The organism is Halomonas sp. 707B3 (assembly GCF_024158645.1).
Classification (GTDB): domain Bacteria; phylum Pseudomonadota; class Gammaproteobacteria; order Pseudomonadales; family Halomonadaceae; genus Vreelandella; species Vreelandella lionensis.
Map to the genome: position 1 here is coordinate 1 of NZ_JAMZBE010000036.1, position 17367 is coordinate 17367.

At 56.5% G+C, this 17367-nt stretch carries 19 protein-coding genes; 10 read left to right on the top strand and 9 right to left on the bottom strand.

The window, feature by feature from the left end; translation table 11 throughout:
• A partial coding sequence (locus BIS10_RS06960; protein WP_253503789.1) for a MurR/RpiR family transcriptional regulator occupies positions 1-307 on the top strand: 307 nt, incomplete at its 5' end.
• A 137-nt stretch (positions 308-444) separates the two neighbouring features.
• Here BIS10_RS06960 and BIS10_RS06965 read toward each other — a convergent pair.
• Positions 445-1422 (bottom strand): NADPH:quinone reductase, encoded by a 978-nt coding sequence (locus BIS10_RS06965; protein ID WP_089674756.1) that lies wholly within the window; start codon positions 1420-1422, stop codon positions 445-447.
• A 177-nt stretch (positions 1423-1599) separates the two neighbouring features.
• Here BIS10_RS06965 and BIS10_RS06970 point away from each other — a divergent pair, with 177 nt between their 5' ends.
• Together BIS10_RS06970 and nfo are read left to right on the top strand one after the other, a co-directional pair.
• Complete coding sequence (locus tag BIS10_RS06970) at positions 1600-2376, top strand: glycerophosphodiester phosphodiesterase family protein (protein ID WP_083024109.1); 777 nt, start codon at positions 1600-1602, stop codon at positions 2374-2376.
• A gap of 72 nt (positions 2377-2448) precedes the next feature.
• Positions 2449-3309 (top strand): deoxyribonuclease IV, encoded by an 861-nt coding sequence (gene nfo / locus BIS10_RS06975; RefSeq protein ID WP_083024111.1) that lies wholly within the window; start codon positions 2449-2451, stop codon positions 3307-3309.
• Here nfo and BIS10_RS06980 read toward each other — a convergent pair.
• Complete coding sequence (locus tag BIS10_RS06980; protein WP_083024112.1) at positions 3279-3866, bottom strand: helix-turn-helix domain-containing protein; 588 nt, start codon at positions 3864-3866, stop codon at positions 3279-3281. The genes nfo and BIS10_RS06980 overlap by 31 nt on opposite strands.
• A 135-nt stretch (positions 3867-4001) precedes the next feature.
• Between BIS10_RS06980 and BIS10_RS06985 the strand changes: the two genes are divergently transcribed.
• Positions 4002-5207: a benzoate/H(+) symporter BenE family transporter gene (locus tag BIS10_RS06985; RefSeq protein ID WP_083024114.1), complete on the top strand. Its 1206-nt coding sequence runs from the start codon at positions 4002-4004 to the stop codon at positions 5205-5207.
• 87 nt (positions 5208-5294) lie between these two features.
• Here BIS10_RS06985 and BIS10_RS06990 read toward each other — a convergent pair whose 3' ends face one another.
• Positions 5295-5729 (bottom strand): hypothetical protein, encoded by a 435-nt coding sequence (locus tag BIS10_RS06990; RefSeq protein ID WP_083024116.1) that lies wholly within the window; start codon positions 5727-5729, stop codon positions 5295-5297.
• A gap of 252 nt (positions 5730-5981) precedes the next feature.
• Here BIS10_RS06990 and BIS10_RS06995 point away from each other — a divergent pair, with 252 nt between their 5' ends.
• Positions 5982-7715 (top strand): proline--tRNA ligase, encoded by a 1734-nt coding sequence (locus tag BIS10_RS06995; RefSeq protein WP_253503792.1) that lies wholly within the window; start codon positions 5982-5984, stop codon positions 7713-7715.
• Between the two features lie 9 nt (positions 7716-7724).
• Entirely contained in the window at positions 7725-8306 is a 582-nt protein-coding gene (locus tag BIS10_RS07000) for a transglycosylase SLT domain-containing protein (protein WP_253503795.1), read from the top strand.
• On the opposite strand, the gene BIS10_RS07005 is transcribed toward BIS10_RS07000, so the two are convergent.
• On the bottom strand, positions 8303-9505 hold the full coding sequence (locus BIS10_RS07005) for a PqqD family protein (protein ID WP_253503799.1): 1203 nt from the start codon (positions 9503-9505) through the stop codon (positions 8303-8305). The genes BIS10_RS07000 and BIS10_RS07005 overlap by 4 nt on opposite strands.
• A gap of 10 nt (positions 9506-9515) precedes the next feature.
• On the bottom strand, positions 9516-9932 hold the full coding sequence (locus BIS10_RS07010) for a hypothetical protein (protein ID WP_253503801.1): 417 nt from the start codon (positions 9930-9932) through the stop codon (positions 9516-9518).
• Between the two features lie 396 nt (positions 9933-10328).
• Here BIS10_RS07010 and BIS10_RS07015 point away from each other — a divergent pair, with 396 nt between their 5' ends.
• The 4 genes from BIS10_RS07015 to BIS10_RS07030 all read left to right on the top strand — a co-directional run bounded on the left by BIS10_RS07015 (position 10329) and on the right by BIS10_RS07030 (position 14618).
• A complete protein-coding gene (locus BIS10_RS07015; RefSeq protein ID WP_253503804.1) occupies positions 10329-10829 on the top strand; it encodes a Cupredoxin in 501 nt (166 codons plus the stop codon).
• A 43-nt stretch (positions 10830-10872) separates the two neighbouring features.
• On the top strand, positions 10873-13215 hold the full coding sequence (locus BIS10_RS07020; RefSeq protein WP_253503807.1) for an EAL domain-containing protein: 2343 nt from the start codon (positions 10873-10875) through the stop codon (positions 13213-13215).
• Between the two features lie 17 nt (positions 13216-13232).
• Entirely contained in the window at positions 13233-14090 is an 858-nt protein-coding gene (locus BIS10_RS07025; RefSeq protein WP_253503810.1) for a DUF3034 family protein, read from the top strand.
• A gap of 63 nt (positions 14091-14153) precedes the next feature.
• Positions 14154-14618 carry a group 1 truncated hemoglobin gene (locus tag BIS10_RS07030; RefSeq protein ID WP_253503813.1) on the top strand — a complete coding sequence of 155 codons (465 nt, stop codon included), beginning with the start codon at positions 14154-14156 and terminating at the stop codon, positions 14616-14618.
• Here the strand turns inward: BIS10_RS07030 and BIS10_RS07035 are convergent.
• From BIS10_RS07035 to BIS10_RS07045, 4 genes are all read right to left on the bottom strand, one after another.
• Positions 14602-15651: a diguanylate cyclase domain-containing protein gene (locus tag BIS10_RS07035; RefSeq protein ID WP_392567157.1), complete on the bottom strand. Its 1050-nt coding sequence runs from the start codon at positions 15649-15651 to the stop codon at positions 14602-14604. The genes BIS10_RS07030 and BIS10_RS07035 overlap by 17 nt on opposite strands.
• Before the next feature lie 86 nt (positions 15652-15737).
• On the bottom strand, positions 15738-16247 hold the full coding sequence (locus BIS10_RS07040) for a hypothetical protein (protein WP_253503819.1): 510 nt from the start codon (positions 16245-16247) through the stop codon (positions 15738-15740).
• A gap of 199 nt (positions 16248-16446) precedes the next feature.
• Positions 16447-16572, bottom strand: coding sequence for a cytochrome c oxidase subunit CcoM (ccoM, locus tag BIS10_RS18895; protein ID WP_279384657.1), 126 nt, complete (start codon positions 16570-16572; stop codon positions 16447-16449).
• Positions 16573-16730: 158 nt separating this feature from the next.
• On the bottom strand, positions 16731-17249 hold the full coding sequence (locus BIS10_RS07045; RefSeq protein ID WP_083024132.1) for a peptidylprolyl isomerase: 519 nt from the start codon (positions 17247-17249) through the stop codon (positions 16731-16733).
• Positions 17250-17367: the final 118 nt, after the last annotated feature.

Here is a 17367-nt window from a genome sequence, read left to right on the forward strand (position 1 = left end):
AGTGGCGTTTGGCTTTGAACCCTACTGCGCCGAGACGGTGAAGGCGCTGGAGATTACTCGCGCCAACGGCGTGCAGGCGATTGTAATTACCGACACGCTGCGCTCGCCGCTGGTGCCGGGGGCCAGCGTAACGTTTACCGTTGCCAACGCTACGCCGCACTTTTTCCCGTCGATATTAGCGGCAATTACGCTCAGCGAAGCGATTTTGGCGGAGTGCGTGGCATTCGGCCCCGACCAGCTGGTCGATAACGTGACCCGCTTTGAGAGCCGAATGCGTCAGTTGGGAGCGTATATAGAGATTGCCTAAACAGTCGCTTAGTAATGTCATCAGATCGGAACAACCCTAGGCGGGGGCGCTGTGAATCCTTCCATGGACGCTACTTTCGCCATCCATGGCGAAAGACCCCCGCTACGGGATGATTCCGATCATCTCTAGTACCATTATCACGGCAATAAAATAGTAGAACCGGTAGTTTTACGGCTCTGTAGCGCATCCTGAGCCTTACCGGCGTCTTGCAGCGGGTAGCGGTTGGCCACGTCAATTTTGATTTTGCCGCTCTCAATCATGGCGAAAAACTCGTCGCACATCATCTCTAGGCGCTCACGGGTGTCGGCGTAGCCGTTCAGGCTTGGGCGAGTCACAAACAGCGCGCCTTTTTGGTTCAAAATACCGATATTCACGCCATCCACTGGGCCAGAAGAGTTGCCGAAACTCACCATCAGCGAGCGGGGCTTCAAGCAGTCCAGCGACATTTCCCAGGTGTCTTTACCCACCGAGTCATACACCACGTCACACATCTCGCCGTTGGTCAGCTCGCGCACACGCTCCACCACGTTCTCTTCGGTGTAGTTGATGGTCGCCCATGCACCGTTGGCCATGGCTAGGTCGGCTTTTTCCTGAGAGCTAACCGTACCGATCAGCTTCACGCCCAGCGCTTTAGCCCACTGGCAGGCAATAGAGCCAACGCCCCCGGCCGCCGCGTGGAACAGAATGGTCTCACCGCCTTTAAGCTCATAGGTTTGACGCAGCAGATACTGCACCGTTAAGCCTTTTAGCAGGCTAGCGGCAGCGGTTTCAAAATCGATAAAATCCGGGAGCTTGACGACTTTGGACGCAGGCAGCGTGTGCAGTTCGGCGTATGCGCCCAGCGGGCCTTGGGCGTAAGCCACCCGGTCACCCACTTTGAGATGCGTGACGCCCTCACCGACCGCATCCACAATGCCCGCGCCTTCGGTGCCTAGCCCTGTTGGCATGGCGGGCGCAGGGTAAAGTCCCGTACGGAAGTAGATATCGATAAAATTCAGCCCCACCGCTTTGTTAGCGATGCGCACTTCACCGGCAGCGGGAGCGGCAGGTTCGACATCGACCCACTCCAATACCTCTGACCCACCAGTGTTAGCAAGTTGTATACGCTTAGACATCAATGACACTCCTGTTGTTAATTATTGGACATACCCTGCGCGCTATCCAACCGCGTTGGGCGTCATTAATCAAGCCATTAGCTCACTAGGCCGACACGTCGTCGTCATGCACCCATGCTAAACTTGGCAACATTGTGCTTCATGACGCTCAATTGGCGACCACTACACGGAGTGGCTATGACCCATCCCGCAATTTCTGTCCCCACGCTCATCGCCCACCGCGGCTACTCCGCTGCCGCGCCCGAAAACACCCTGGCAGCCGTACGCGCCGCCCACCAAGCAGGCGCAACCTGGGTGGAATTGGATGTACAGCTGCTGAAGGATGATACACCGGTCATGTGGCACGATGGCGACGTTCGCCGCTGCTCAGATGGCCGTGGCGAGCTCGCCAACCTGACATGGCAACAGGCACAGCAGTTAGATGTGGGCAGTTGGTTTGGTGACCGCTTTGCGGGGGAAAAGATGGCCAGCCTGGAGGCTATGCTCGCCCTTCTAAACGAGCTGGAGATGGGCGTTAACTTAGAAATCAAGGTCAACAAAGGGCGTGACCCCATCCGTTTGGTGGACGTGGTCTTGCCTGCTGTTCTAGCCGCCCTCCCCCCTGAGCGGCTAGTGATCTCGTCGTTCGACCCCGTAGCCTTAGCCCACTGCCGCCAACATGCCCCTAAAGAGGCCCTGGCGTTAGGCGCGCTGTTTGGCAGTGTGCCCAAAAACTGGCGCGAACAGTGCGAAGCGGTCGAGGCGTTTAGTATTCACCCTCATTGGCCGCGGCTCAAACAGACCCAGGCCGCCGCCATGTGCCGCGACGGCTACCAAATTCTTTGCTACACCGCCAACGACCCCAGCGCGTTTGATAGCCGCTGGGCCTGGGGCATTGCCAGCGCCATTACCGATGAACCTGCTGCCTTTAAACGCTACCTAGACAACCGCAAATGCGCAGGCCAGCCCGCTTAACCTGTTTAACCTGCTTAAACTTAAGCAATGACACTGGGGCAACGTCGCTGGGACAATATGATAAGGAGAACGATGAACTATCTTGGTGCGCACGTTAGCGCGGCGGGCGGCGCGGATCAGGCCGTCCTTCGTGCTGTTGATATCGGTGCAACGGCGTTTGCGCTGTTCACCAAAAACCAGCGTCAGTGGAAAGGGAAACCGCTAACGGACGAGGCCATTTCGGCCTTCAAGCAGGCCTGCAAAACCCACGGCTTTGGCCCTGAGCAGATTCTGCCCCACGACAGCTATCTGATTAACCTGGGTCACCCAGAAGCTGAAGGGCTAGCCAAGTCCCGCGCGGCGTTTTTGGATGAGATGCAGCGCTGCGAGCAGCTAGGGCTGACGTTGCTCAACTTCCATCCAGGCAGCCACCTGAACAAGACCAGCGAAGCCGAGTGCCTGGCGCGCATTGCCGACTCCATCAATGAAGCGCTGGCTGACACCCAGGGCGTGACCGCCGTGATCGAAAACACCGCGGGCCAAGGCACCAACCTCGGCTGGCGTTTTGAGCACTTGGCCGAAATTATCGATCAGGTAGAGGATAAATCCCGGGTGGGCGTGTGTATCGATACCTGCCACGCTTTCGCTGCCGGGTACGATCTCCGCACCCGCGACGCGACACAGGCCACCCTAGATGAGCTTGGCAAGGTCGTAGGTTTTGAGTACTTGCGCGGCATGCATTTGAACGATGCCAAAAGCGCCTTTGCCAGCCGCGTTGACCGCCACCACAGCCTGGGTAAGGGCAATATCGGGCTGGATGCCTTTAGCACCATTATGCAAGACGAGCGCATCCACGGCATTCCGATGATTTTAGAGACCATCGAACCCGAGATCTGGGCCGATGAGCTCAACTGGCTACGCGCTCAAGTGCCAGAGGCCGCGCCGGGCAAGTAGTGAATCACGTCGTGAAAGCGTAATCGCGTCGCGGTGTTATTACGCATGGCGTGGGGCCGATCAGCAAAAAAGCGCAGCCCCTCGCCTGCCCGAAGCGTTTGCCAGCGCTCGTCAATACGCAGCTCCATCTCTCCTTCCACCACCACGATGTGCTCCACCACCCCGCTGGCGTGGGCCGACGATTCACTGAGCGCCCCAGGGGCGAGCTCGATCATGAACATCTCGAAGCCCAGCAGCGGGTCGTAAGGAAACAGCAGCCGCGCCTGCATACCGGCGCTGTCGTCGCCCCATACCGACTCCCAGCCATCCCGGTGCAGCTCCCCTAATGCGGGCTTGTCGCTATCGAACAGCGTCGAAAACGACACCCGAAAGCCGCTGGCAATCTTCCAGAGCGTCGAGACCGTCGGGCTGGACTCGCCCCGTTCGATCTGGCCGAGCATGGCTTTGCTCACCCCGGTTTCACCGGCAGCACGATCCAGGCTCCAGCCACGCTCTTTGCGCAGTTGCCGCATCGTCCCCGCAATATGTTCCGCAATGGTGTGTGGCTCACTGGCCATTGGCTTCTCCTGACTACCGCTTTGGATATGTGACACAGCCTGCAGCCCCTATTGTGCGCTATAACGCACAGTGGTAACGTGGCGATTGTGCGCTATAACGCACATTTTGCCATCACCGCTTGGGAGAGGCCACCCATGGAAGCGCCATCCACCTGCCACGACTCCGCTGCGCCCAGTCTTTGGCGCGATATTAGTTTGTCTACGGTCATTGCGGGCTTCGTCGCCGTGGTGATTGGCTATACCAGTTCAGCGGCAATTATCTTCCAAGCCGCAGCGGCCGCCGGTGCCAGCACCGCACAAATCAGTTCATGGCTGTGGGCGCTAGGCATTGGGATGGGCCTGACCTCGCTGGGGCTATCGCTGCGCTACCGGATGCCGCTATTAACGGCGTGGTCGACACCGGGAGCGGCGTTTCTGGCGACGAGCCTTCCCGGCATTCCCATCGAGGAAGCTATCGGCGCGTTTCTGTTCTCGGCGCTACTGATCACCTTATGCGGCGTCACGGGGCTGTTCGAGCGCTTGATGCGCCACATTCCCAGCGCCATTGCCTCCGCCATGCTAGCCGGTATTCTGCTGCGCTTTGGACTTGAGCTTTTTAACGTGATGGAGCGTCAGTGGCTGCTGCCGCTAGCAATGCTGGCCGCCTGGGTGGCAGGCAGGCGTTTATGGCCCACGCTGGCAGTGCCCGGCGTCCTGCTCACCGGCGTGGCTGTTGCCCTGTTGCAAGGCCAAATCAGCACGCAAGGTATACCACTCACGCCCACGCTCCCGGTTTTTACTGCCCCCGCGTTCAACCCAATGACGCTGCTGAGTATTGGCGTACCGCTGTTCGTGATCACTATGGCAACTCAAAATCTACCCGGCGTGGCGGTACTGCGGGCGGCAGGCTACCATCCCAACAGCTCGCCGCTGATCGCCTGGACAGGCGGCGCTACGCTGCTGCTCGCACCGTTTGGTGGTTACGCGCTCAATATGGCCGCTATTAGCGCCGCCGTGTGCATGGGGCCGGATGCTCATCCCAACCCCAAACGGCGCTATACCGCAGGCGTTGCCGCAGGCATTTTCTATATAACCATGGGTATTTTTGGGGCAACGGTGACCGGCATATTTAACGCCCTGCCCAGCGCACTCGTCTTGGCACTGGCAGGTATTGCGCTGCTGGGTACTCTAAGCGGTGGCTTAGCAGGCGCATTTGAAAAAAGCGAACAGCGCGATGCGGCCATCGTGACGTTTTTGCTAACCGGTTCGGGCATTACGCTGCTGGGGATCGGAGGAGCCTTTTGGGGCTTGGTGGCTGGCTTAGCGGTATTGAAAATCACCACAGCGAAAGCAACATCCTAAAAGCTGTGCGGCCATACATAAACGCCCCTGGCAGGTTAACCTGCCAGGGGCGTTTAAGACGTCCGTTCAGATAAAGACGCTAACCCTCTACATCGTGGCCAGCCGCTCTTCATCCAGCACGCCCGACATCCGAACCATGGCCAGCGCTTCATCCAAGCTGCCCATCTCTTCAATCACCAGCAGCTCGTTCTCCAAGCTCACCGGCTGGCCCGCTTTATCTGACAGCAGCTTCTCTAATGAAGCCATATCCATAGCGTCGTCTAAATGGTGAATATCCACCGATGCGCTACTCGCGCTGGGCAGGTAGATAGTGCCATTAGAGAAATCCACGGCATAGGCAATCACACCTGGAACGATGAAAAACAGCAAACCCACGCCATTGGCAATCGCCACCACCGGGTCAACATCACCGCTCAACTGCCCCTTACGTTCAGGGTAAAACATGGTACCGCAACCGCTTAATGCCACAATGGAGACACCTACAACGGCCCCCGTTAACCAACGGCGAACTGCTTGCTGCATGGAGGTTCCCTCGAAATCTTAACGTACCGATAGCCAATATCGTCGCGCTTATTATGTTCAAATCAAGGGCTATCGCATCAAAAGCAGCTTGATTCTAGCACACTTCAAGATCAGCACACGCTTGGCAGCCTAGTAAGGATTTTGCCGCCTTACCCGCTTAGCCGTACAATGCCGAATTCAACGCTCAATTAAGCGCTACGTTCGACACAACGATTCAGCATCACCGCTACCAACCAAGGAATGCTCACGCCCATGCGCGCCAGCCAATTATTGATTGCGACATTAAAAGAAACCCCGGCCGACGCTGAAGTTATCAGCCACCAGTTAATGCTGCGCGCCGGGATGATCCGCCGTCTCACCTCGGGCCTGTACACCTGGCTGCCACTGGGGCTGCGTACCCTGCGCAAAGTTGAAGCCATCGTGCGTGAAGAGATGAACCGTGCAGGAGCCCAAGAAGTATTGATGCCTGCCGTTCAACCCGCCGACCTGTGGCAGGAGTCTGGCCGCTGGGAACAGTACGGCCCTGAGCTGCTGCGTTTAAAAGATCGCCATGACCGCGATTACTGCGTGGGCCCGACTCATGAAGAAGTCATCACTGACCTGGTGCGCAAAGAGATCGCCAGCTACAAGCAGCTGCCGGTGAACTTCTACCAGATTCAAACCAAATTCCGTGATGAGATTCGCCCGCGCTTTGGCGTGATGCGCTCGCGTGAGTTCATCATGAAAGATGCCTACTCCTTCCACCTGGACGAAGCCTCGCTCAAAGAGACTTACCAAGGCATGTACGACGCCTATTCGCGTATTTTCACGCGCCTGGGCCTCGACTTCCGCCCGGTGATTGCTGATAACGGCTCTATTGGCGGCACGGGCTCTCACGAATTCCACGTGCTGGCCGACTCCGGCGAAGACGATATCGTGTTCTCCAACGCGTCTGATTACGCTGCTAACATCGAAAAAGCCGAAGCGCTGCCCGCGCCGCTGGGCAGCAACGTCGAGCGCGCGGCCCCCAGCGAAGAGATGCGTTTGGTTGATACACCGGATGCCAAAACCATCGCCACGCTGGTAGAGCAGTTCAAGCTGCCCATTGAGAAAACCGTCAAAACGCTAATGGTTCACGCGGCGGAAGGTGGCCTGATTGCACTGCTGGTACGCGGCGACCACGAACTCAACGAAGTCAAAGCGGAAAACCTGCCTCAGGTGAAAGCCCCGCTGACCATGGCCAGCGAAGAGGAAATTCGTGCCGCCGTGGGTGCAGGCCCGGGCTCTTTAGGCCCAGTCGGTTTAAAAATGCCGATTATCATCGACCGCAGCGTTGCCTTAATGAGCGACTTCGGCGCGGGTGCCAACGTCGATGGCAAGCACTACTTCGGCATCAACTGGGAGCGTGATGCGGCTCTGCCTCAGGTCGCTGACCTGCGTAACGTCGTAGAAGGCGACCCGTCACCCGATGGCCAAGGCACGCTCTCGATCAAGCGCGGCATCGAAGTCGGCCACGTGTTCCAGCTTGGCCAGAAGTACTCCGAAGCGATGAATGCCAGCGTGCTGGGCGACAACGGCAAAACCAGCCACCCGTGGATGGGCTGCTACGGCATTGGCGTGACCCGCGTGGTGGCGGCGGCGATTGAACAGAACCACGATGAGTCTGGCATTATTTGGCCCAATGCCATCGCACCTTTCCAGGTCGCGCTAGTACCGATGAACGCGCATAAGTCACAGCGCGTGCGTGAAGAGTCCGAGCGCCTCTACCAAACGCTGACCGCCGCTGGTTTAGACGTACTGCTGGACGACCGTGACACTCGCCCTGGCGTGAAGTTTGCCGACCTGGAACTGATGGGCGTCCCACACCGTTTGGTGATTGGCGACCGTGGCCTAGACAACGGCGAACTGGAGTACAAAGGCCGTCGCGATAGCGAAGCCACTATGATTCCTGCCGACAAGATTGTCGACTTCCTGCGTGAACAAGCGGGCCTTGTTAGCGCCGAGTAATCGGCAGGTATGTCACTGAGCACTCCTTGGTGGCGTTTGTCGCCTCGGTACGTGAAGTGGGCGCTGGTGGGCAGCATAATGGTGGCTGCCCACCCCGCGCCAAGCGTAGCGGAGCCTGCCCTACGCCCCACGCTGGAAGCATCCGACCCACAAACGCCCTACGTTCAGTGGCAGTTACAGCAGTGGCGCAGCCGTATGGATGCGCCGCTTTCCCGCTTTGTCGCCTCGCCTGAACAACGCCACACCTTACTCACTCGACTCTACCAAGAGGCCCGACTGGCCGGGTTACCGCCTGAGCTGGTGCTGGCGTTAATCCAGGTCGAGAGCGCCTTTAATGCCGATGCGGTCTCCTCGGCGGGCGCGGTAGGTCTCATGCAGATCATGCCTTTTTGGGTCGCTGAGCTTGGCCTGCCCATGGACGACCTTACCGAACCCAACCGCAACCTGCGCTATGGGTGCACGATTTTAGCCCACTACCTTGCCATCGAACGGGGCGACTTTACCCGCGCTCTCGCTCGCTATAACGGCAGCCTGGGGAAGACGTGGTACCCGGAGCGAGTGCTCAAAGCATGGCGAGATCACTGGCGCTAAGCGTTAACGTCTTTAATTAATCCAGCGTGATAGAACTGCGCGAGTAGCTGAGCGATGTCTTGGCGAACCTGCTCAAATTTTGCGCCTGCAAAAAAGCCTGTGAGCGTGTCACTCACGGATTCCAGATCCAGCGGTTCGTGATTCAACAGCGCCCACACGGCCCGGCTGGTGGTATTCAGCCGATGAATCGCGCCGCCCTCCTCGGCAATCACAAATAGCTCGTCGCCTAGTGGAAACTCAAACGCTGCCTCACTGGCTTGCCACTGGCGCGCATCCGTTGGCTCAAGGGCAGGTATCACGTCAGGAGTATCGCCACGGGGCTGGCTGGCCGGTGCCAAGCTCTCTAGGGTGTCACTACCCCAGCGTTTCGTGAGCCACTGGACTGCATCAAAGGCATCACGGTAGCGCAGCAGAAAACAGGGTAAGCCCTGAAGCAGTGGCAAGAAGCGCTCGATCAGCGCCTGGTCAGATTCGTGCTCGGCAAAATTTTGCTGTAACAGCTGCCATAACCCATCGCCTGGCTGAAGGCGGGTAAGCTGGGGCTCGTTTAGCGATTCATCGCGGTCAATCAGTAATATCGCCCCCAGCGGGCAGCGCTGGCCGTGGCTAGCTAACTGCGTATTGTCCAAACGAAGGTAACCATAGCGGGCATCCTGGGGGCCAAGGTGCGTTTGTACAAACTGACGAAACTCAAGAGACATCGCGTCAGGCAGCGGTAGCCGCAAGCGAGGTGCCACGCCCAGCGCAATCCCTTCCCCTTGCTTGTTGAGCGCCAGCACATCATCGCCAAACACACGCTGCCCGGCCGCAGCAAAGGCGGCGGTTAAGGTGCTTTTGCCCGCCCGGTATGTATCGGGAAAGATCACTAGCTGGCCATTGATTTCCACTGATCCGCAGTGCAAACCCACTAACTCCGGGTGACGATAAAAATACGCGCCGGCCGCATCCGCGATAACGCTACAGGCAGTTCCTACCGCACTGTCCAGCAGCGCTCCTTCAGGAAGCGCGGGCGCCTCTTGCCAATACCCTTGCGGGTGCCGCCATACGCAGATCTCCGGCGATTGGGTTTGCGCGGCGCAAGGCGTCAAGGGCCAGCCTGGCATGGCGGCTGTTAGGACGGGCAGCAACTCGTCGGCATTCACTAACCGAAGGCAAGGCCCAACGCCTTCGAGCGTATAATCTTGATGGTGGCTCGGCATAGCCGTTCCCTTACCAGCGCGGCAGCACACGGCTTAGGCGAATTTCAATGACGCCGTCGCGCTCCCAACGTGAGCGCTGGGGCCGAGAGTAATAACGCTCAGGATAGCCATGGCCATGGCGTGAATGATGCTGATGAGAATGGCGCGCTCTGGAATAATCAGGCCGGGAGTAACGGGGACGCGAATAGTGCGGCCGAGAGTAATGAGGTCGAGAATAATGAGGGCGAGAGTAGCTAGGACGCGAATAGCTAGGCCGTGAGCGACTTGGGCGCGAATGACGATGCTCCCGGGCTTCGGCCTGCCCCATTGATAACAAGGTAGGCGCAACGTAAAGGGCAGCTGCACCTAAACCCAGACTAGCCAGTACTTGGCGGCGTGAACGGCGCTTGCTTAAAAGGTCTTTAGTGTTGTCGGTAGAGTCACTCATCACATGTCTCCTGATCGATAAGGCCAACAGGTTAACGAACACTGTTTCTGAAATTACTCTAGCTTCACCGACCAAGCGACACCATAGTAGGCGCTTGTCTTCCCTATTGTTTACTCTTTTTTACTTTCTGTGAGTATATCGTTAGTGCGAAAGCATGACTTTTCAACACAATAGTTACATGATTAGCCACTTCGATTGCTCTTATTTAGGTACCTCCCCATGCTCTTATCGCGTAATGGCTCATGCTTTTCTCCATCTGCCTGGCCATTAGGCTGTTTGGCCGCATTATTCAGCTTACACGCTCATGCGGCAAACGTTAGCGTAACGGATGTGGAGGGAACGCCTTTAGAAAACGCTGTCGTTGAAGTTTATTTTGAAAAAGCGACGCCCTCTGAAGTGCAAACTAACAATATTATCCAACGGGATGCCACGTTTAACCCCCACGTAACAACGGTACCCACCGGTAGCTATGTGGCATTTCCAAATGAAGATACTACTCGCCATCATGTTTTCTCTTTCTCGCCTGCAAAAACATTTGATCTTGAGCTATTTCTGAGCGAAACACCGCCGCCTGTTCATTTTGAACAAGCAGGTGTCGTGGTGCTCGGCTGCAATATCCACGACCAAATGCAAGCGTTTATTGTAGTAAGCGATGCCCCCTACGCGGCCCTCACCAATAGCACAGGCACGCTCGAACTACCTGAACTTCCCGAAGGTCGCCACCGTATGCGGGTATGGCATAGCCGTGTGGATGATAGCCAAAACGTCTGGTGGGAAGGCGAGATTAGCGACACCGATAACATTACCGTGGCACTAGAGCTAAACGCCCTCCCGCCGCAACCTCCTAAGCTCTCACCCTTGCAGCAACGCTTCCGTGATGCGACGCACAACCATTGATGACAGGCGCTGACAACGGCGCCTTTTAATTTCAGAGGTGACTATGCGCTTTCGCACGCGCTTGACACTAGTGCTACTGACGGTAGTAATCATTTCGCAGCTCGCCACAGGTGTGGCGTTTTTGCGTGCCACCCAAAACGATGCGCTAGCGAAGGGTAACCAGCGCCTAGAGGTAGGAGCACGTGTATTTCAACAACTGCTCGATATTCGAGGCGAGCAGTTGCGCAATAACGTAGCGATTTTGGCTGACGATTTTGGTTTTAAAAGCGCCGTCGCCACCGAGGATACAGCCACTCTCTTTTCAGTACTGGCGAATCATGGGGATCGTGCAAGCGCTGATATGGTGATGCTCAGTGATTTAAGCGGCAATGTGCTGGCCAGCAGCCATCACCCGGAAGACAGCCGGATGCCTTTCCCCGAGCTGTTTGAGCGCGCCCAGCAAACGGGCAGCGGCGTGGGTGTGGTCATTGCCGCAGGCGAACCCTACGAATTTGTGCTCATGCCTGTACGTGCGCCTAATCTGATTGGTTGGGTCGGTATGGGCTTTCTGATTGACGAAGGGGTAACCGAAGAGATCAATGCACTAACCGGCCTGGAAATCAGCATTGTTACCTATGATGCCAGCGGCAATATCAGCTATCTCGCCAGTTCGCACCAGGCGCAACTGGCAATGGGTCTAATGAGCGGCCATAGCGATAAACTGATGGAAGGCGCCTACACAGCCCGCAGCCAAATGTCGGAAGATGACAATTACCTGTCTTATGCCTCCACACTGCTAGCAGACCAACAGCACCAATCCTTTGCCTTAATTCAGCTATCCCGTGAAGAGCTACTAGGTGCCTATAGCCATTTACAGTGGCAGCTATTAAGTATTGTCGCTTTGATGCTACTGCTGACGCTGGCAGCGGCCATGTGGAGCGCCCGCAGCATTAGTCAACCGCTGATTGCCCTGGCACAGGCCGCGAAGCGCATTGGCCAAGGCGAGCGTATTGAACACATTTCAAGCGGCAGCTCGGTCACAGAAACTAACCAGTTGGCCACTACCCTGCTCTCCATGCAGGAAGATATCGCCAAGCGCGAAGCCACGCTGTTGCACCAATCGCGCCATGATCTTTTGACCAACCTGCCTAACCGAGTCAGCGCTTTTGAAGATATTCAGCGGTTAACTCAGCGGGGGCAACCTTTCACACTGCTGCGCTTTTCGATCAACGATTTTCGCAGCATTAACGACACCTTCGGCTACGAATTGGGCGATCATCTGCTAGTGACGCTCGCCAAGCGCATGCAAGACCTGCCTTCTCCGGTCATAAAGTCTTACCGCCTAGACGGTGACGAACTGATGCTGGTGCTTGAGCAGGCAGATGTTAACCGGCACAAACGCGAAGAGATCATGGCGTTGATCAGCGAACCCATCAGCCTGGATAAATCGCTGATTATGCCTTCGCTCTCCGCCGGGGAAGTCAACTATCCCGCACATGGCGACAACGCCCAGCTGCTGCTGCGCCGCTCGGATATTGCGCTCGACAAGGCCCGGCGTCATCGCCATAGCCACGAGCGCTATGAAGAAGGCCAGGATGAGCAGCATCTACGTCAGCTGATGCTCATCCGCGACCTTCAGGAGGCCGTCGATAATGGCGAGCTGTGGATGGCCTACCAGCCGAAGGTGGATACCACCACGGGCCGTGTTTGCCAATTTGAAGCGCTGATGCGCTGGCGTCACCCCACCCTCGGGTTTGTGCCCCCGGATGAGTTTATCGGCTTGGCCGAGCGTTCGGGCAATATTGGGCTACTGTCAGACTGGATGTTAGCCCACGTCTGCGAACAGCTTCATCACTGGAAACGCCGAGGCCACCACCTCTCTGTGGCGATCAACCTTTCCGCCAGCGATGTCATTGACCCTGGCCTGCCCATGCATATCACCGAGCTTTTTGAGAGCTACGATTTAACGCCTGACCAGTTGGCGCTGGAAGTCACCGAAAGTGCCGTGATGCAGGATGTAGAAGCTGCTACAGAAACGCTGATGGCGCTCAGCCAGATGGGCCTAAAGATCGCCATAGATGATTACGGCACCGGTTACTCATCACTTGCACAAATTAAGCGCCTACCGGTGGATGAGCTGAAAATCGATAAATCTTTTGTCTTGAAGATCGACACTCAGCAAGAAGACCTCACCATCGTCCGTTCGACGATCGAGATGGGCCATCACTTGGGGCTAAAAATTGTTGCGGAGGGGGTAGAGAACAGCGCCAGTGCGGAGATTTTGAGCCAGCTGCGCTGCGACTACCTGCAGGGCTACTGGATTTCCAAACCCATGCCAGCCGATGCCATTACCGGCTGGCTAGATGAGTTTAAGCCATTGCACCTCTCCACCGCGGCAATTAATTAACGAAAAAAGGGAATACTATGCGCAAAAATGGCTCATCAAAGCAGCGCACCATCGTAGCGGCAGCAGCGCTCAGCGCTCTGTTAGCAGCAACGCCCAGCGTGGCGGGTAGCCGCATTTTAGGCACCGGCGCGGTAAGTGCCATTGAAGGAGCGGCAGGGGGTGGCCTTTCTCCCTGGGCTGTACTTTCCAGCACTGCAAGCGACGATGAGATAGGTGTCACTGCTGCCGCCACTCGGGCGTGGGTCGATGATTATCAGCTCACCGTCACCGGCGCCAGCGTCAATCTCCACGACCGCATGGAATTTTCGATTGCCCGCCAAACCTTCGAGCTTTCCACCCTCGGTGGCGAGCTAGAGCAGGATATTTATGGCGCGAAAGTGCGCCTGTTTGGCGATGTGCTTTATCACCCGCTGGGCGTGTGGAGCGCGGGCGTCATGCACAAACGCTTAGTGGATGGCACCGTGCCCACGGCCCTAGGCGCAGATGATGTGAACGGCACCGATGCCTACCTGAGCGCCAGCAAGCTGCTGTTTAACGCCTTTTTAGGCCGCAATGTTCTACTTAACGCCACGTTACGCAACACATCCGCTAACCAAGGCGGCCTGTTGGGGTTTGGCGGCGACCAAGGTGGTCACGCCTGGATGGCAGAAGGCAGCGTTGGCGTCTTCGTTACGCCTAATTGGGTAGTGGGCACCGAGTACCGCCAAAAGCCGGATAACCTCAGCGCCGCCGATGAAGAGGATTGGCAAAGCGTATACAGCGCCTACTTCTTTAATAAGCATGTTTCGCTCACCGGCGCTTGGCTAGATCTTGGCGATATTGCAGGTCTGCCCTCCCAGCGTGGCGGCTACCTCTCATTACAGGCGGCGTTTTAAACCGCTCTTGCTACTTCACCGAGCTGCGTAAAAGACTACAAGGGCTATGTAAAAGGAACCGCCATGGGACTGTTAAACACGACGTTGAAAAGCACTTCGCGCAGCCTGCTAATGGCCAGTGCGTTCATCGGTACGCTGCTGCTAACCGGCTGTGCCCAGCATCACCAACACGCCACGCTGTATGAGCGTATCGGCGGCCAGCCCACCATTGAAGCCGTGGTCGAAAACCTGCTTTACCGCATTGCCGATGACGAAGAGATCGTCAGCTACTTTGCCAATAGCAATATTGACCTGTTTGCGGCATCGCTGGCCTCTCAGCTGTGTGATGTAAGCGACGGCCCCTGCCAGTACGAAGGCCCACCCATGGACCGCGCCCACCAAACCATGGGCATTACCGATGCGCATTTTAATCGAGTAGTGGAGTACCTGGATGCGGCCATGGTAGAGGAAGGGGTGCCGCTAGCGGCCCGCAACGATATGCTAGGCCGCCTGGCACCGATGTACAAAGATGTTATGCGCTTGCAGTAACCTGCCAGCCATCACGCCCCGCTGTTTTCACCTGATAGAGCGCTTTGTCGGCCGCCTCATAGGCCATCGCAAACGAGTTTGCATCGGCCACAAAGCGCGTTCCACCAAGACTTAAGGTGACATCTTTGTTATCGGGATGGGCAGGGTGCGAGAACTGCGCCGCCTCAAGCTCTACTTGTAACGCCTCACAATACTGGGTCAGCGCTTGATCAGTGGGACACGGCAGCAACGCGGCAAACTCATCGCCCCCAAGGCGATATAGCGTGGCCTCGGCACCGAGCGCATCCCCTAGTAAATTCGCCAGCAGGCGCAGCAGGCGGTCCCCCTCAGGGTGGCCCAAGGCATCGTTATACTGCTTAAAGAAATCGATATCGACCAGAATCAGCCCCATGGAGCGGCCTGAGTAAGCGGCGACATCCTGATGGAGCGCACTGCGGTTACCGATACCGGTGAGTGGGTCGCGCATTGCGCGGGCCATCCAGGAGAACTTCTCGGCAGTTGCCCGTTCGGTGCGCCGCAATTGGCGCTCGTGCATCGCCCAAAAGAGCAAGCCTAAGACAAAAATCAGCAGACTGGAGTAGATCAATACCTGATTATGACGGCGCGTGCTGGAGGAGAAATCATTGATGGCCATACCACGGCGATCCAGCTGATCCATCTCAATACGAGTTAAGCACTCCACTGGAATAAACAGCGCATGGGCCGCATCAAAAGGATCGATCTGTTGGGCGTCAATGAGCTCAGCCAACTCATCTATCAACGCTAGGCTAGATGCAGTGCAGGCGTAATACTGGTGGTAGATATGCACATCAAACAGGCCATAGGCCAGGTCCAATGAAAGGCGCGCTTCGCCTAGCTCAACGGGCGACGAGGCCATCAGCAGCTTTTCCTGGGCGCGCTGCACGTAACCACGCGCACGAGTCGCCAACTGTTGGCCAGTTAAGCTGCCCGTCTGGCTGAAATAAGCCTGTATTTCTGGGTAAACCCAGCGCGCCTCGTACACAATCAGTACCATCAGCCCAACAAAGCTCATAAGGCTTAGCGTCAACCATGTGACGTAACGCCGCCCTCCACGCCGTAAGCGTGACGAGACCGGCGATTTATTAGGCGGCGTGGCACTCACCATTGCGCCTCAATACTGCGAATCATCCAGACCCAATCGTTGAAATCACGCAGGTTAGCCACATCGCGGCCCGAATATTCGCGCTCAACTAACCGAATAGGCCCCCGTGAGCGTAGCGTCAGCGGCTCGCCATCTTCAAACGTCACCAAGTACCAGGTTGGGTCATCCCAGCCCCCCAGGCTCACTTCGTAGTCATCCCAGGCCGTAAAGTGCAATGCTGGCGGTATCTCACCAAAGTGTTCGATTAAAAAATCACGAAACGCAACGCCGCGCATTTCAACGTCGCGGCCCTGATAAGGGTCGAACACTGTAAACGTGACATCCGATTGGTGGCGTAGCTCGCCGAGCGCGATCTTTTGCGTTGACTCACCATTAATCAGGCTTAATGCCTGAGCATTTGCCGAGACAGGTGCCCCCCCAACAGTGGTAAAGACGAGTACTAATCCTGCTTTTATTAGCGCCCCACAGCGCCAATGCATCGGCAAGCGTGAAAAGACAGCATTCATAGCAGTGAATTTCCTAATGTGGTTGAGTACTTTAGGCTTAAATCAGGCACTTTACCAAAGCATAACTGCCAATGCGCTTCAACGGTTATTAATACAACTTAAAAAAAAGACGCAAAAAAGCCGGCCCCTTGGGCCGGCAACAGGAAGCTTACACATTAACGTAAGCCCCCTCCCCTGACGACTGACACAGCCTGCTGAATTAAGGCTTCTTACGTTCATCCTTACGCAAATGGTCACGTACCACAAAGCCTACCCAACCGACCATAAAGGTGATCATTAGCGCGACAGTAACTAGGCCGAAAATTACCGCATCATCCCAGTACATGGTGCTCCCCTCCCGCCGTGATGTATGGGGCCATCGTACTGCGTTCAGAGAAGGGGAAACTGACCTGGGTCAAGCTTTTAAAATGGTGGCCGCAAGGGTAAACGGGAACTTGATACAGGTCAGTTTTTAACGCGCTTCACCCGATAAAAACGGCTTTTTTAGAGCACCTTACGGTCTTCTACTTTACTGTGTTCAGTGCCCGGTGGCAGCGGATGGCCTTTAGCAAGCTCTGCGCGGGTGGCATCGCGAACGTCCAGAATCTTCACCTGATAGCGCAGCGTATGACCTGCCAAGGGGTGGTTGGTATCCACCGTCACGTTATCGCCGTCGATGTTCAGCACGGTGACAATCTGCGGGCCAGCCTCGCCTTCGGTTTGAAAACGGCTACCTGGCTCAATCTCCGCACCGCCAAATGACGCGCGACTCACCTCTTGCACTAACTCTTCGTTACGCAGGCCGTAAGCATCAGCGGGAGCCAGCGTGACGCTTAGTTCATCACCTGCGGCTTTGCCGGTTAAATCTCGCTCCAAGCCCGGCAAAATATTATCGTGGCCGTGAAGATACTCCAGGGGTTTTTGACGTGCATTGGAGTCATCCAGCACGCGGGGGCTGCCATCGCTGAGCACATCGCTAAGCACGTAGTGCAGGGTCACTACCTGATGGGCGGTAATCGACATGGAAAACTCCTCTCCGGTAAGCTGTCGGCTTTGTCATGGAACTCAGTCCATCAACCTCAGGGCTAGTCTAACACCGACCGGTTTTTGAGCGGGCCTAGACACCGATGTTTTCTTTTTG

Bases quoted from the DNA above. Each gene is read 5' to 3' on its own strand.
- BIS10_RS06965 (WP_089674756.1), bottom strand. From the start codon at position 1,422: ATGTCTAAGCGTATACAACTTGCTAACACTGGTGGGTCAGAGGTATTG.
- BIS10_RS06970 (WP_083024109.1), top strand. From the start codon at position 1,600: ATGACCCATCCCGCAATTTCTGTCCCCACGCTCATCGCCCACCGCGGC.
- nfo (WP_083024111.1), top strand. From the start codon at position 2,449: ATGAACTATCTTGGTGCGCACGTTAGCGCGGCGGGCGGCGCGGATCAG.
- BIS10_RS06980 (WP_083024112.1), bottom strand. From the start codon at position 3,866: ATGGCCAGTGAGCCACACACCATTGCGGAACATATTGCGGGGACGATG.
- BIS10_RS06985 (WP_083024114.1), top strand. From the start codon at position 4,002: ATGGAAGCGCCATCCACCTGCCACGACTCCGCTGCGCCCAGTCTTTGG.
- BIS10_RS06990 (WP_083024116.1), bottom strand. From the start codon at position 5,729: ATGCAGCAAGCAGTTCGCCGTTGGTTAACGGGGGCCGTTGTAGGTGTC.
- BIS10_RS06995 (WP_253503792.1), top strand. From the start codon at position 5,982: ATGCGCGCCAGCCAATTATTGATTGCGACATTAAAAGAAACCCCGGCC.
- BIS10_RS07000 (WP_253503795.1), top strand. From the start codon at position 7,725: ATGTCACTGAGCACTCCTTGGTGGCGTTTGTCGCCTCGGTACGTGAAG.
- BIS10_RS07005 (WP_253503799.1), bottom strand. From the start codon at position 9,505: ATGCCGAGCCACCATCAAGATTATACGCTCGAAGGCGTTGGGCCTTGC.
- BIS10_RS07010 (WP_253503801.1), bottom strand. From the start codon at position 9,932: ATGAGTGACTCTACCGACAACACTAAAGACCTTTTAAGCAAGCGCCGT.
- BIS10_RS07020 (WP_253503807.1), top strand. From the start codon at position 10,873: ATGCGCTTTCGCACGCGCTTGACACTAGTGCTACTGACGGTAGTAATC.
- BIS10_RS07025 (WP_253503810.1), top strand. From the start codon at position 13,233: ATGCGCAAAAATGGCTCATCAAAGCAGCGCACCATCGTAGCGGCAGCA.
- BIS10_RS07030 (WP_253503813.1), top strand. From the start codon at position 14,154: ATGGGACTGTTAAACACGACGTTGAAAAGCACTTCGCGCAGCCTGCTA.
- BIS10_RS07035 (WP_392567157.1), bottom strand. From the start codon at position 15,651: ATGAGCTTTGTTGGGCTGATGGTACTGATTGTGTACGAGGCGCGCTGG.
- BIS10_RS07040 (WP_253503819.1), bottom strand. From the start codon at position 16,247: ATGAATGCTGTCTTTTCACGCTTGCCGATGCATTGGCGCTGTGGGGCG.
- ccoM (WP_279384657.1), bottom strand. From the start codon at position 16,572: ATGTACTGGGATGATGCGGTAATTTTCGGCCTAGTTACTGTCGCGCTA.
- BIS10_RS07045 (WP_083024132.1), bottom strand. From the start codon at position 17,249: ATGTCGATTACCGCCCATCAGGTAGTGACCCTGCACTACGTGCTTAGC.